We start from the raw sequence: 13,292 nt of genomic DNA on the forward strand, positions 1-13,292 counted from the left end.
AGCGTTTTGCATGGCCCGTTTCTTTATTGACCGCCCCATCTTCGCATGGGTGATTTCGATTTTCATCATGGGTATCGGCGTCTTGTCGATCCTCAACCTACCCGTGGCGCAGTACCCGCAGATCGCGCCGCCCTCTGTGGCTGTGCGCGCGTCCTATCCCGGCGCCTCGGCGCAGACGGTGGCCAATACGGTGACGCAGGTGATCGAACAGCAGATGACCGGTCTGGACGGGCTGCGCTATATCTCGTCGTCGTCCACCAGCGAAGGCGGGGCGAGCATTACGCTGACCTTCGAGACCGGCACAGATGTCGATATCGCGCAGGTGCAGGTGCAGAACAAACTGTCGCAAGCCTCTGCCTTGTTGCCGGAACCGGTGCAGCGGCAGGGGATCACGGTGCAGAAATCCTCTGCGGGCTTCTTGATGGTGATCGGGCTGATTGGCGAGAACGGGAAGTATGACGCCACCGATCTTGGCGATTACATGCAATCCAATCTGGTGAACGAGATCAGCCGCGTCGAAGGCGTGGGCAGCGTACAAGTGTTCGGAGCGCAATACGCGATGCGCATCTGGCTTGATCCGGTGAAGCTCGCCGCGTTTGAATTGACCCCGTCCGACATCGTGGCAGCGGTTTCGGCCGAGAACGCGCAGATTTCAGCGGGATCCTTTGGCAGCCGTCCTGCCGTCGAAGGGCAGGCGCTGAACGCCACGATCACCGCGCAATCCCTGCTGACCAGCCCCGAGGATTTCCGCCAGATCGTGCTGCGCGCGGAAACCGACGGCGGGCTGGTGCTGCTGAACGATGTCGCGCGGGTCGAGATCGGGTCGGAAAGCTATGCCACGATCTCGCGCTACAACCGCAATGCGGCGACCGGCATGGCGGTCAGCCTTGCCCCCGGTGCCAACGCGCTGGATACAGCCGCCGCCGTCGAACAGCGGATCGAGGAACTGTCGGCGTTCTTCCCCGAAGGCGTGAGCTATGTGGTGCCCTTCGATACGACGCCCTTCGTGAAAATCTCTATCGAAGAGGTGATCAAGACCCTGATCGAGGCGATCGTGCTGGTCTTCATCGTGATGTATCTGTTCTTGCAGAACATCCGCGCCACCTTGATCCCGACGCTGGCGGTGCCGGTCGTCTTGCTGGGCACCTTTGGCGTGCTTGCGGCCTTTGGCTTTTCGATCAACACGCTGACGATGCTGGGCATGGTGCTGGCGATTGGCCTGCTCGTCGATGACGCGATTGTGGTCGTCGAGAACGTCGAACGGATCATGGAGCAGGAACACATCGGCCCGCTTGAGGCGACGCGCAAGTCGATGGACCAGATCACCGGCGCCCTGATCGGGATCGCGGTGGTTCTGTCGGCGGTCTTTGTGCCGATGGCGTTTTTCCCCGGCTCGACGGGGGTGATCTATAAACAGTTCTCGATCACCATCATCTCGGCGATGACGCTGTCCGTGGTGGTCGCCTTGACTCTGACGCCCGCGCTTTGTGCGTCCTTGCTCAAGCAGGGCAGCCACGAGAAGCGGCGCGGATTTTTTGGCCTGTTCAACCGCGGTTTTGACAAGACGCTTGGTGGGTACACCGGCACGGTGGGCTGGCTCGTGCGGCGTCCGCTGCGGGTCGGGCTGGTCTATCTGGCGATCATCGCGGCGATGGTGTTCTTGTTCATGCGCACGCCCGCAGGCTTCCTGCCGGCCGAGGATCAGGGCACGCTGTTCACGCTGGTGCAGGCCCCCACGGGCGCGACGGCGGAACGCACGCTCGAGGTCATCAAACAGGTCGAGAACTACTATCTGGAAAACGAGGATGACGTCGTTGAATCCGTCTTCGGCGTAGTGGGCTTCAGCTTTGCGGGCCAAGGGCAGAACCTTGGTCTGGTCTTCGTACGACTGAAAGACTGGGAGGAACGCACAGAGGCGGCGCAAAGCGTGCAGGCGGTGGCGGGGCGGGCCTTTGGTGCCTTCAGCCAGATACAGGACGCGATGGTCTTCCCCATCGTGCCGCCCTCGGTCAGCCAGCTTGGCAACGTGTCGGGCTTTGATTTCTACCTGCAAGGCCGCGGCGGTCAAAGCCACGAACAGCTGCTGGAGGCACGTAACCAGCTTTTGGGGATGGCGGCGCAAAGCCCGCTGATCGCCTCTGCCCGCCCCAGCGGGTTGGAAGATGCGGCGCAGTTCAATCTGGATATCGACTGGCGCCGCGCCGGTGCGATGGGGGTCAGTGCCACGGATGTGGGCAACCTGCTGACCGTCGCGTGGGCGGGTCGCTATGTGAACGACTTTGTCGATGAGGGGCGGATCAAACGGGTCTATGTGCAGGGCGAGGCCGCTGCCCGCGCGACCCCGTCGGATCTTGAGAAATGGCGCGTGCGTAATGACAGCGGGGGGCTGGTGCCCTTCTCTAACTTTGCCGAAGGAAGCTGGGCGTACGGGCCGCAGGGGGTGAACCGCTATAACGGTATCCCCGCGATGCAGATCCAGGGTTCCCCCGCCGAAGGGGTCAGCACAGGCGAGGCGATTGCAGAGCTTGAACGGCTGGTCACCCAGTTGCCCCCCGGCTTCCAGATCGCCTGGACTGGTTTGTCCTTGGAGGAACAGGAATCCGGCAACCAGGCCCCCTTGCTGTACGGTCTGTCCCTGGCGGCGATCTTCTTGGCGCTGGCGGCGCTTTATGAAAGCTGGTCGATCCCCTTTGCCGTGATGCTCGCCATGCCAATCGGCATTTTGGGGACCTTGACCGGCGCCTATCTGGGCGGGTTCGAAAACGGGGTTTTCTTTCAGGTCGGGCTGCTGACCGTGGTGGGTCTGACGGGGAAAAACGCGATCCTGATTGTCGAGTTTGCCCGCGACAGACGGCAAGAGGGCGAAAGCATCTTTGACGCCGCTGTCGACGCTGCGCGGCAACGGTTCCGCCCCATCATCATGACCTCTATGGCGTTCTCGCTTGGGGTCCTGCCGCTGGTGCTCAGCACCGGTGCGGGGTCCGGTGGACGTACCGCGATTGGGGCCGGTGTGCTGGCCGGTACGATTGCCGCAACCGTTCTGGGGGTTCTTTTCGTGCCGTATTTCTTTGCGATGGTGGCGCGTTTCACCGGCAAGGATCCCGTCAAGGACACCACCGGCTAGGCACCACCTTGCTTTGATGAAGTCAGGACGGAGGCAACCGCGCGTTGCCTCCGTCTTTTGTATTGTGGCACATTGACGCGCTGCTATTGCGGGCTAGTTCCCTCTGCGAGGGAAGCCCCAACATTCCACGCCAGCAGCCAACATCCAATAGGAGGAGCCAGCATGATAAACTTTACCCTGAACGGCAAAGAGGTGAGCGTCGACGCGCCCGATGACACGCCCCTCTTGTGGGTGCTGCGCGACGACCTGCGGCTGACCGGCACGAAATTCGGCTGCGGTATCGCGCAATGCGGCGCCTGCACGGTCGAGTTGAACGGCATGACCCGCCGCAGCTGCGTCACCCCGCTTTCTATGGTTGAAGGCTCCTATGTGACCACGATCGAAGGTGTCGACGGGCCAGAGGCCAAAGCGGTCCAAGCGGCATGGGAGGCGATCGACGTGCCCCAATGCGGCTGGTGCCAATCTGGTCAGGTGATGAGCGCCACGGCCCTGCTGCGCGAGATCCCGAACCCCACGGACGAGGATATCGACAATGCCATGGCCGGCAACATCTGCCGCTGCGCCACCTATGTCCGTATCCGCGAGGCGATCAAGAACGCCGCCAAAGAGCTGGAGGGGTAAGCCATGACCAATCTTAATCTCTCTCGCCGCGGTTTTCTGTCTACCGCTTCTGCCGGACTGGTGATCGGCGTTGTTCTACCCGAAAAATCGCGCGCCCAGTCCGGTGCCGCGACCGCCTTTGACCCGGCGGCCGATCCGGCCACATTCGCGCCGAACGCCTTTGTGCGTGTCGCCCCCGATGACACGGTGACGGTGCTGATCAAACATATCGAATTCGGGCAAGGGCCGAACACCGGCCTTGCGACCCTCGTGGCCGAGGAACTGGACGCCGACTGGTCGCAGATGCGCGCCGAAAGCGCGCCTGCCAATGACGAACTTTATGCCAACACGCTGTTCGGGTTGCAGGGCACAGGCGGGTCCACCGCGATGGCGAACAGCTATATGCAGATGCGCAAGGCCGGCGCTGCCGCCCGCGCGATGCTGGTTGATGCCGCCGCCGCCGAATGGGGCGTGCCCGCGTCCGAGATCACGATCTCGAAAGGGCGGATATCCCACCCCAACGGGACCGAGGCAGGCTTTGGTGCTTTCGCCGAGAAGGCGGCGACCATGACCGCCCCCGCCGAACCCAAGCTGAAAGAGGCCAAGGATTTTACCCTGATCGGCACCGATGTGCCCAAGCTGGACACCCATGCCAAGACCACCGGTCAGGCCGAATACACGATGGATGTCTACCGCGAGGGGATGGAAACGGTCGTCGTGGCGCACCCCGATAAGATGGGTGCCGTTGTCGCCAGCTTTGACGATACCGACGCGCTGAAGGTGCCGGGTGTCATCGCGGTACGTGAAATCCCGCAAGGGGTCGCGGTCTATGCCAAGACCACCGGTGCCGCGCTCAAGGGGCGCGAGGCATTGCAGGTGAAATGGGACGACAGCAAAGCCGAAACCCGGTCGAGCGCGCAGATCTATGCGGATTTCTCGCGTGCCGCTGCCGAAGGCGGTCGCGCTGCGGAAGAGGTTGGCGATGCCATGGCGGGGATCGACGGGGCCGCGCAAGTGATCGAGGCGGAGTTCCACTTTCCCTATCTTGCCCATGCCGCGCTTGAACCGCTTGATGCCGTGCTCGAGGTCACGGATGGCAAGGCGGAGCTTTGGATGGGGTCGCAATTCCCGTCGCTCGACAAGCCGACGCTGGCCGCCACCTTGGGGATCGATCCATCGGAGGTGCAGATCAACGTGATGTTCGCGGGCGGCAGCTTTGGCCGCCGCGCGCAGCCCACGGCCCATGTCGCCGCCGAAGTCGCCGAGATCGCGAAAGCCGCAGGCGGGAACGGGTCCTGGAAACTGCTCTGGACGCGCGAGGACGACATGATCGGCGGCTATTATCGCCCGCTGACCGTGCATAAGATGAAGGGCGGTCTGGACGCGGACGGCAATATCGTCGGGTGGCATGACGTGGTGGTGAACCAGTCCATCATGGCCGGTGGTCCGATGGAAGGCATGATGAAAGACGGCATGGACCCCACGTCCTACGAGGGGGCCACCAAGATGCCCTACGACCTGCCCGCGCTGAAGGTGGACTGGGTCCGGCAGGATAGCCCCGTTTCCGTGCTCTGGTGGCGGTCGGTCGGCCATTCTCATACCGGTTACGCAACCGAGGTGTTTCTGGATCAACTGCTTGAGGCAGGGGGCAAAGACCCCGTTCAGGGGCGTCTGGACCTGATGAAAGGCGACGCCGGTCGCGACCGTGGCGTGTTGGAGAAAGTGGCCGCGCTGGCCGGTTGGGACGGCACCAAGGTGAAGGGGGATCGTGCCTACGGCGTTGCTGTGCACGAAAGCTTTAACACCTATGTGGCCCAGATCGTCGAAGTTTCGGATCAGGGCGGCTTCCCCAAGGTGCATAAAATCTGGTGCGCCGTTGACTGTGGCGTCGCCGTGAACCCCAATGTCATCCGCGCCCAGATCGAAGGCGGGGCGGGCTATGGTCTGGGATCGGTGCTATTCGACGAGGTCACGCTTGGCGAAGGCGGCACAATCATGGAACGCAACTTTGACACCTACCGCATGCTGCGCATCAACGAGATGCCCCAGGTAGAGGTCGCTATCGTGCAAAGCGACAACGACCCCACCGGTATCGGCGAACCCGGCTTGCCGCCCGTCGGACCGGCCGTTGCAAACGCGTGGCGTGCCCTGACGGGGCAAGCTGTCACCAAACTGCCCTTTACCAAATCCGTAGGAGTGTAAGTCATGAAAAATACGCTGAACATCATGGCCATCACTGCGCTGATGGCGGGCCCTGTCATGGCAGAGACCGTCAACGGTCTGCGCACGGTTGACGAATTTGACGCGATCGAGGGGGAGGCAGAACGCTCCACCGCGCTTTTCGAGGAAATGATGGTGGTGATCGGGCATCCACGCTGCCTGAATTGCCACCCCGTCGATAACTCCCCACGCCAAGGGATGGATATGCAGATGCATGAACCCCCCGTGGTGCGCGGAGAGGCGGACTTTGGCGCGCCTGGTATGCGCTGCAACACCTGTCATGGGGAACAGAACTTTACCTTTGCCGCGGGGGGCGGGTCGATCCCGGGGCATACCCCTTGGCAGCTGGCCCCGATTGAAATGGGCTGGATCGGCAAATCCGCTGCCGAAATCTGTGCCCAGATCAAGGACGAGGAACGCAATGGCGGTAAGACGCTGGAAGAGCTGCACGAGCATAACGCCGAAGACGGTCTGGTCGGCTGGGGGTGGCATCCGGGCGAGGGGCGCGAGCCCGCACCCGGCAGTCAGGAGATTTTTGGCGAGCTGACCAAGGCCTGGATCGAGACGGGTGCCGCCTGTCCCGCGGGGTAACCGAGGTGACGAAATAGCAAAGGGCCGCGCGGCGATGCGCGGCCCTTTGTCTTTGCGCTGGTGTGGGGGGTTAGTCTTTGAACACCGCCAGCCCCAACCATTCGGCGACCATCGCGGGTGTCTCGACGCCTTCGATCTCGATCGTTAGCAGGTTCTCGCGCAGCATATCGGTGGCGTTACGCGCCGTGACCTTTTGCAGCGTGAACCGCCCGCGCAGCCGCGACCCCGCCTTGACCGGGGTCAGGAACCGCAGCTTGTTCATGCCATAGTTGATGCCCATCACCTGTCCGGGCATCATGTTAAAGCAATCATAGGCAAAGCGGCTCGCCAGCGACAGGGTCAGGAACCCGTGCGCAATCGTTCCGCCAAAGGGCGTTTCCGCAGCGGCGCGTTCGGGGTCGATGTGAATCCACTGCATGTCGTGGGTGGTTTTGGCAAATTGGTCGATCATCTCTTGATCCACCGTGATCCAGTCAGAGACCCCGACCTCGGTCCCGATCAGCGTTTCACTATGGGAAAGTGCCTCTTTCAATGCAGACATGGGATACTCCTTCAGGATGGGTCCGCGGCAACACGCACCATGCGCTTGCCCTTGTTCTCACCGGCCAGCAGGCCGATCAACGCCTGTGGCGCGTTTTCCAATCCGTCGACGATGTCCTCAGTCACCTTGATCTGGCCCGCCTCGACCCAGGTCTGCAACGCGCGCAGCGCCTTGGCGTCGTTCTGGGTCCAGTCCATCACGATAAAGCCTTCCATCCGCAGACGTTTGACCACGACCAGACCGGGTAGGTTGCGCGGACCGGTGGGGGTTTCGGTGTCATATTGGCTGACAGCACCACAGCAGACGATGCGGCCCTTTTCGTTCATCGCGAACAACGCGGTCTCAAGCACGGTGCCGCCGACGTTGTCGAAATAGACATCCACGCCGTCGGGGCAGGCAACACGCAGGGCTTTGGACATGCCAGGGGCGCGGTAGTCGATGCAGGCGTCAAAGCCCAACTCCTCCGTCACCCATTTGCATTTCTCCGCTCCGCCCGCGATGCCCACGACCCGACAGCCAAGCGCCTTGGCGATCTGGCCGACATAGCCACCGACCGATCCTGCGGCTGCCGACACCAGCACGGTTTCACCCGCAACCGGTTGCCCGACAGAAATCAGCCCGTGATAGGCGGTTTTGCCCGCGATGCCGTAGACAGACATCAGGTTCGACAGCTGCGGCACCTTTGGCAGCTTCTCGCATTTGCGCGCATCGGCGACGACAAAGTTCGACCACGTTGCTTCTGACGCGACGATATCGCCAACGGCCAGACGGTCGCTGTTGCTCTCGACGACCTCGCAGATGGCATAGGTCGGCATGGCATCACCGGCGTTGACCGCCGCGCGGTAGGTCGCGCCTTTCATCCATGACCGGTTGGCCGCGTCGATGGACATCAGGATCACCTTGAGCAGCACCTGACCGTCGCCCGCCACGGGCATATCGGCGGTGGTCTGTTTGAAATGCGCAGGCGTCAGCGAATCGCTGGGCAGCTCTGCGATGACAATCTGTGTGTTGGTCATTTTGAACGTCCTATCTGCTTATTGAACATCCAACACCACTTTGCCCTGCACCTTACGGTCCTGCATCAGGTTGAGAGCGTCGGCGGCTTTTTCCAGCGGATAGCGGGCAGAGATGCGCGGCTTGATCTGGCCATCGGCATACATACGGAACAGATCGGCCATGTTTTCGGCATGTACCTTGGGTTCGCGGGCCGTATGCGCGCCCCAGAAAACACCCATGATCTGCGAGCCCTTAAGCAGCGTCAGGTTCAACGGGATCTTGGGGATACCGGCAGGGAAGCCCACGACCAGATAGCGGCCTTTCCACGCCAGCGCGCGTACGGCGGGTTCGGCATAGGCACCGCCCACGGCGTCATACACCACATCGACACCCTCACCGCCCGACAGCTTCTTGATCTCGTCCGAGAAGGCTTTCTGCGTCGCACGGTCATCCATGTCGCGGCTGTAGATGATCGTCTCGTCCGCGCCCAGATCACGGCAGAACTGCGCCTTGTCTTCCGACGATACGGCAGCGATCACACGGGCACCGGCGGCTTTCGCCAGTTCGATCGCGGCCACGCCAACGCCGCCCGCAGCGCCCATGATCAGCAAGGATTCGCCGGGCTGGATTTCGGCGCGGTTTTTCAGCGCGTGATGGGAGGTACCATAGGTCAGCACCAGACATGACGCTTCGTCATATGGCATCGCATCGGGGATCTTCTGCACCCGTTCCGCGTCCACAATGATGTCTGTCGCAAAGCCGCCAAAGCCGGTCATCGCCAGCACCCGGTCGCCCACAGCAATGTTGGAAACGCCCTCTCCCACGGCGTCCACATCGCCTGAAACCTCGCCACCAGGCGCGAAGGGGCGAGGCGGCTTCATCTGGTAAAGATCCTTGATAATCAAGGTGTCAGGGAAGTTCAGCCCCGCTGCGCGGATGCGAATACGCACCTGACCTTTCTTCGGTTCAGGCTGTGGCATCTCTGTCAGTTCCAGCGTTTCGGGGCCGCCGGGGGCAGTGCTAAGCATGGCTTTCATCGGGTCATTCCTCCTCTAGATTTGCAAAGCAATAGGCGCGTTCAGAAACTGTCTTGTCAATCGAATTTCGAAATGCAATTTTGCAGTGCGGAATTGGAGTTCGCAAAACGAGGGGGGAGAAAAGATGCAGTCCGAACAGGAACTGGAGGGTTTCCGCGCGGAGCTGCGCGATTGGCTAGAGGCAAACTGCCCGGCCGAAATGCGCGGCGGTGAGCCGAGTGAAGCATCGATATGCTGGGGTGGCAAGAATTTTGAGTTCGAATCCGACGCGCAGCGCGTCTGGATGGAGCGCGCCGCGTCCAAGGGCTATACCGTGCCCACATGGCCCGTCGAATACGGCGGGGCGGGGATGAACCGCGCGCAGGAAAAGATCTTCAAAGAAGAGATGGACCGGATCGAGGCGCGCAACCCGTTGCAAAGCTTTGGCATCTGGATGCTTGGGCCCGCCTTGCTGCACTTTGGCACGCATGAACAGAAACTGCATTATTTGCCCCCGATCGCCCGCGGTGAAATCCGCTGGTGCCAGGGCTATTCCGAGCCGGGGGCAGGGTCGGATCTGGCCAGTGTCCAGACCAAAGGCGAGGACAAGGGCGATCATTGGCTGGTAAACGGTCAGAAGATCTGGACCTCCTACGCCGACAAAGCCGACTGGATTTTCGCGCTGATCCGTACCGATCGTGACGCGCCCAAGCACAAGGGTATTTCCTTTTTGCTGATCGATATGGAAGACGCAGGCGTCGAGACCCGCCCGATCAAGCTGATCTCCGGCGCGTCGGTCTTCTGCGAGACGTTCTTTACCAATGTAAAGGTGCCCAAGGACCGGATCGTCGGCGAAGAGAACCGCGGTTGGGACGTGGCGAAATACCTGCTGACCCACGAGCGCGAGATGATCTCGGGCGGGGGGCAGGGCCTGTCGGGCGGTCGTGCGCTTGGGGCGGTGCTGAATGAATCTCTGGCCGAGGGGCAAGAAATGGACACCGTGCTGCGTGCCGATGCGATGCGATGCGAGGTGGACGCGCTTGCCATTGGCCTCACGCTGGAACGCTACAAGGATCAGGCCGAGGCCGGTACCGGCGCGGGGGATGCCTCGGCGATGCTGAAATACATGGGCACAGAGCTGAACATGCAGCGTCACGAGTTGCTGATGGCCGCGGGTGGCAGCGATGCGTTGGAATGGGACGGGCCTTTGGGCAACCGTCCCGCGGACTGGCTGCGGACTAAGGCCAATTCAATCGAAGGCGGCACGAGCGAGGTGATGCTGAGCATTATCTCCCGCCGCGTGCTTGGGCTTCCGGGGTAAGATCATGGTAAAACTAGTATTAACAGAAGACGAAACCATGCTGGCCGACTCGGCGCGCGGTTTTCTTGATAAATCCGCCCCCGTTAAAGCGTTCCGTGACTTGCGCAATGCCGGGCAGACCCATGACGCGAAGATGTGGAAAGAGATGGCCGCGATGGGATGGGCCGGTGTGCTGGTCCCTGAAAGTGCGGGTGGCGTTGATATGGGCCATGCTGCTGCGGGTATTCTGGCGCAGGAAATGGGCAAGACGCTGGCCGTCAGCCCGTTCCTTTCGACGGCGGTGATCGCGGCGACAGCCCTGCGCCACGTCAGCGATGCGCGCGCCGAGGCCGCGCTGGCCAAGATTGCCAGCGGCGACGCGACCTATGCCTTGGCGGTAGATGAAACCTCCAAGTTCAACCCGGATGCCACGGCAATGACCGCCACGGCGGAAGGCAATGGTTTTCGCCTGACGGGCAAGAAGACCTTTGTCGTCGATGGTGCTTTGGCGGACCGTTTGCTGGTGCTGGCCAAGACAGACAACGGGCTGACCCTGTTCGACATTCCCGCAGACCGCGCAGGCATCACACGCAACGCGCAGAACATGATCGACGCACGCGATTCCGCGCGGATTGATTTTGATAACGTCGAAGCGACGGGCGATGATGTGTTGGGTCAGGTCGATGACGCCATGACCGTGCTGAAACCCGCGATCGAGGCAGGGCAGGCCGCCCTCGCCGCCGAGATGGCAGGCGTTGCTGCGGGCGCCTTTGGCATGACCGTGGGCTACCTGAAAGAACGCAAGCAGTTCGGCACGTTGATCGGCACCTTCCAGGCCTTGCAACACCGCGCCGCCCATCTGTGGTGCGAGACGGAAGTCACCGCCTCTGCCGTGTTGCACGCAGGGCGCAAGCTGGACGAAGACCCCGACAATGCGACAATGGCCGTGTCTCTCGCCAAGGCCCGTGCGACATCGACCGCCAAGCTGGCGGTGATCGAAGGCGTACAGATGCATGGCGGGATCGGCATGACGGACGCCTTTGACATCGGTTTTTACATGAAGCGCGCCCGTGTGGGTGCCGAATGGCTCGGGGACTACGGCTATCACGCTGCCCAGGTCGCCAAGCACAGAGGATTCTAAGGCATGGATATTCAAACACTTTTCGGGCTAGAGGGTAAAACCGCGCTGGTCACGGGCGGGGCGACCGGGATTGGCCGTATGGCCGCCGAGGCGCTGGTGCGTGCCGGTGCCCGCGTGTTGATCGCCAGCCGCAAGGGCGAGGCCTGCGAGGCCGTGGCGAAAGAACTGAATGCGCTCGGGGCCTCTGGCTCTGCCGAGGGGTTCGCAGGCGATGTCGGCACCGAGGAAGGTGTCGATGCAATGGTCGCTGCCGTGAAGGACCGCACCGAGAGCCTTGATATCCTGATGAACAACGCGGGCATCACCTGGGGCGCGCCTTTGGGTGATTTCCCGTTCAAGGCCTGGGGCAAGGTCATGGACGTGAACGTCGCGGGTCTGTTCGATCTGACGCAAAAACTGCTGCCGCTGCTCAAGGCAAACGCGACGATCGACGATCCGGCACGGGTGGTGAACGTCGGATCGGTGATGGGCGAACGCGAAATGGGTGATGGCGCCTACAGCTACTCTGCCTCGAAGGCCGCGGTGATCCACCTGAGCAAGATCCTCGCCAAGGAACTGGCCAGTGACGCGATCACTGTGAACGCATTGGCCCCCGGACCCTTCGTGTCGCGGATGACCGCCTTTGCGACCCACGACGAGGATATGCGCAACAAGGTGGGCGAAGACGTCCCCCTGCGCCGCGTCGGCACCGATACGGATATCGCGGGCTGCATGTTGTTCCTTTGCGGCAAGGGCGGCGCCTATATCACCGGCGCGATTGTCCCCGTCAGCGGCGGCATCAATGTGATGAGCGGGCCGAACATCTTTGAACAAGCACTGCACTAAGGGGCGATGATGGATATTCGTTTTGACAACCGCGTCGCTATTGTCACCGGCGCGGGCACGGGCCTCGGGCGCAGCCATGCGCTTGGCCTCGCGGCACGCGGCGCAAAGGTTATGGTCAATGATCTGGGCGTGACAACCGACGGGCAGGGGTCTTCGTCGGCGGCTGCCGAAGCAGTCGCGCAGGAAATCCGCGACGCGGGCGGCGAGGCGATGGCGCATGGCTGTGATGTCTCGGACGAGGCCGGTGTCAAGGATATGGTCGCGCAGGTCATGGACGCCTGGGGCCGTATCGACATTCTGGTGAACAACGCGGGCATCCTGCGGGACAAGACGTTTTCCAAGATGGAGATGTCTGATTTCCGCAAGGTCGTCGACGTGCATCTGATCGGGTCTGCGAATGTGACCCATGCTTGCTGGCCGATCATGCGCGAACAGAAATACGGGCGCATTGTGCTGACCTCCTCGGCTTCGGGGCTGTATGGCAACTTTGGCCAATCCAACTACGGTGCGGCCAAAGCGGCGATGATGGGGCTGATGAACGTGCTGCATCTGGAAGGCGCGCGCGACAATATCCGCGTCAACACGCTGGCCCCCACAGCGGCCACGCGGATGACCGCCGATCTGCTGCCTGAACAGGCTCAGGCCCTGCTGGCCCCCGAAACGATCACCCCCGGCCTGCTGTACCTCGTCAGCGAGGACGGCCCCAGCCGTGTGATCCTTGGGGCAGGGGCGGGTGGCTTTGCCCAGACCCGTATTTACGAAACGGAAGGCGTGACCTTGACCGGCGACGAGAATACCCCTGAAGGTGTCGCATCCGCTTTCGACAAAATCACCGACGCAGGCGGCCAGCAAGAGCTGACCGATGCCTTTAGTCAAACGAAGAAATACGCGCTCAATGCAGCCAAGGCCCAGGGTCTTGATCTGGATTGGGGCTAACA

11 protein-coding genes are annotated in these 13,292 nt (G+C 61.9%); 8 read left to right on the forward strand and 3 right to left on the reverse strand.

Features of this window, described 5'->3' with window-relative positions; genetic code table 11:
• The first annotated feature begins 10 nt into the window (after window positions 1-10).
• The 4 genes from ACNQ62_RS13455 to ACNQ62_RS13470 all read left to right on the forward strand — a co-directional run bounded on the left by ACNQ62_RS13455 (window position 11) and on the right by ACNQ62_RS13470 (window position 6,535).
• Window positions 11-3,124, forward strand: a complete 3,114-nt coding sequence (locus ACNQ62_RS13455; protein WP_037966597.1) for an efflux RND transporter permease subunit — start codon at window positions 11-13, stop codon at window positions 3,122-3,124.
• A 162-nt stretch (window positions 3,125-3,286) separates the two neighbouring features.
• Window positions 3,287-3,745 carry a (2Fe-2S)-binding protein gene (locus ACNQ62_RS13460; RefSeq protein WP_009824309.1) on the forward strand — a complete coding sequence of 153 codons (459 nt, stop codon included), beginning with the start codon at window positions 3,287-3,289 and terminating at the stop codon, window positions 3,743-3,745.
• A 3-nt stretch (window positions 3,746-3,748) separates the two neighbouring features.
• Window positions 3,749-5,926, forward strand: a complete 2,178-nt coding sequence (locus ACNQ62_RS13465) for a molybdopterin cofactor-binding domain-containing protein (protein WP_418095058.1) — start codon at window positions 3,749-3,751, stop codon at window positions 5,924-5,926.
• A 3-nt stretch (window positions 5,927-5,929) separates the two neighbouring features.
• Entirely contained in the window at window positions 5,930-6,535 is a 606-nt protein-coding gene (locus ACNQ62_RS13470; RefSeq protein ID WP_005849102.1) for a hypothetical protein, read from the forward strand.
• Between the two features lie 70 nt (window positions 6,536-6,605).
• Here the strand turns inward: ACNQ62_RS13470 and ACNQ62_RS13475 are convergent, their stop codons facing one another.
• The 3 genes from ACNQ62_RS13475 to ACNQ62_RS13485 are packed head-to-tail and all read right to left on the reverse strand — an operon-like array spanning window position 6,606 to window position 9,109.
• A complete protein-coding gene (locus tag ACNQ62_RS13475) occupies window positions 6,606-7,076 on the reverse strand; it encodes a MaoC family dehydratase (protein ID WP_418095059.1) in 471 nt (156 codons plus the stop codon).
• 11 nt (window positions 7,077-7,087) lie between these two features.
• Entirely contained in the window at window positions 7,088-8,092 is a 1,005-nt protein-coding gene (locus ACNQ62_RS13480) for an NADP-dependent oxidoreductase (RefSeq protein WP_418095060.1), read from the reverse strand.
• An 18-nt stretch (window positions 8,093-8,110) separates the two neighbouring features.
• Window positions 8,111-9,109 (reverse strand): NADPH:quinone oxidoreductase family protein, encoded by a 999-nt coding sequence (locus ACNQ62_RS13485; RefSeq protein ID WP_418095061.1) that lies wholly within the window; start codon window positions 9,107-9,109, stop codon window positions 8,111-8,113.
• Between the two features lie 124 nt (window positions 9,110-9,233).
• Between ACNQ62_RS13485 and ACNQ62_RS13490 the strand changes: the two genes are divergently transcribed.
• Genes ACNQ62_RS13490 through ACNQ62_RS13505 form a run of 4 tightly spaced genes read left to right on the forward strand, consistent with a single transcriptional unit; the run spans window position 9,234 to window position 13,290 of the window.
• Window positions 9,234-10,409, forward strand: a complete 1,176-nt coding sequence (locus ACNQ62_RS13490; protein ID WP_005849108.1) for an acyl-CoA dehydrogenase family protein — start codon at window positions 9,234-9,236, stop codon at window positions 10,407-10,409.
• Between the two features lie 4 nt (window positions 10,410-10,413).
• The gene (locus ACNQ62_RS13495; RefSeq protein WP_418095062.1) at window positions 10,414-11,529 is read left to right on the forward strand and encodes an acyl-CoA dehydrogenase family protein; all 1,116 of its coding nucleotides are present in this window, start codon (window positions 10,414-10,416) and stop codon (window positions 11,527-11,529) included.
• 3 nt (window positions 11,530-11,532) lie between these two features.
• Window positions 11,533-12,354, forward strand: a complete 822-nt coding sequence (locus ACNQ62_RS13500) for an SDR family oxidoreductase (protein WP_418095063.1) — start codon at window positions 11,533-11,535, stop codon at window positions 12,352-12,354.
• Window positions 12,355-12,363: 9 nt separating this feature from the next.
• Entirely contained in the window at window positions 12,364-13,290 is a 927-nt protein-coding gene (locus ACNQ62_RS13505) for an SDR family NAD(P)-dependent oxidoreductase (RefSeq protein ID WP_005848835.1), read from the forward strand.
• The last annotated feature ends 2 nt before the right edge of the window (window positions 13,291-13,292 follow it).

Source organism: Sulfitobacter sp. SBS6 (assembly GCF_048285585.1).
Classification (GTDB): domain Bacteria; phylum Pseudomonadota; class Alphaproteobacteria; order Rhodobacterales; family Rhodobacteraceae; genus Sulfitobacter; species Sulfitobacter pontiacus.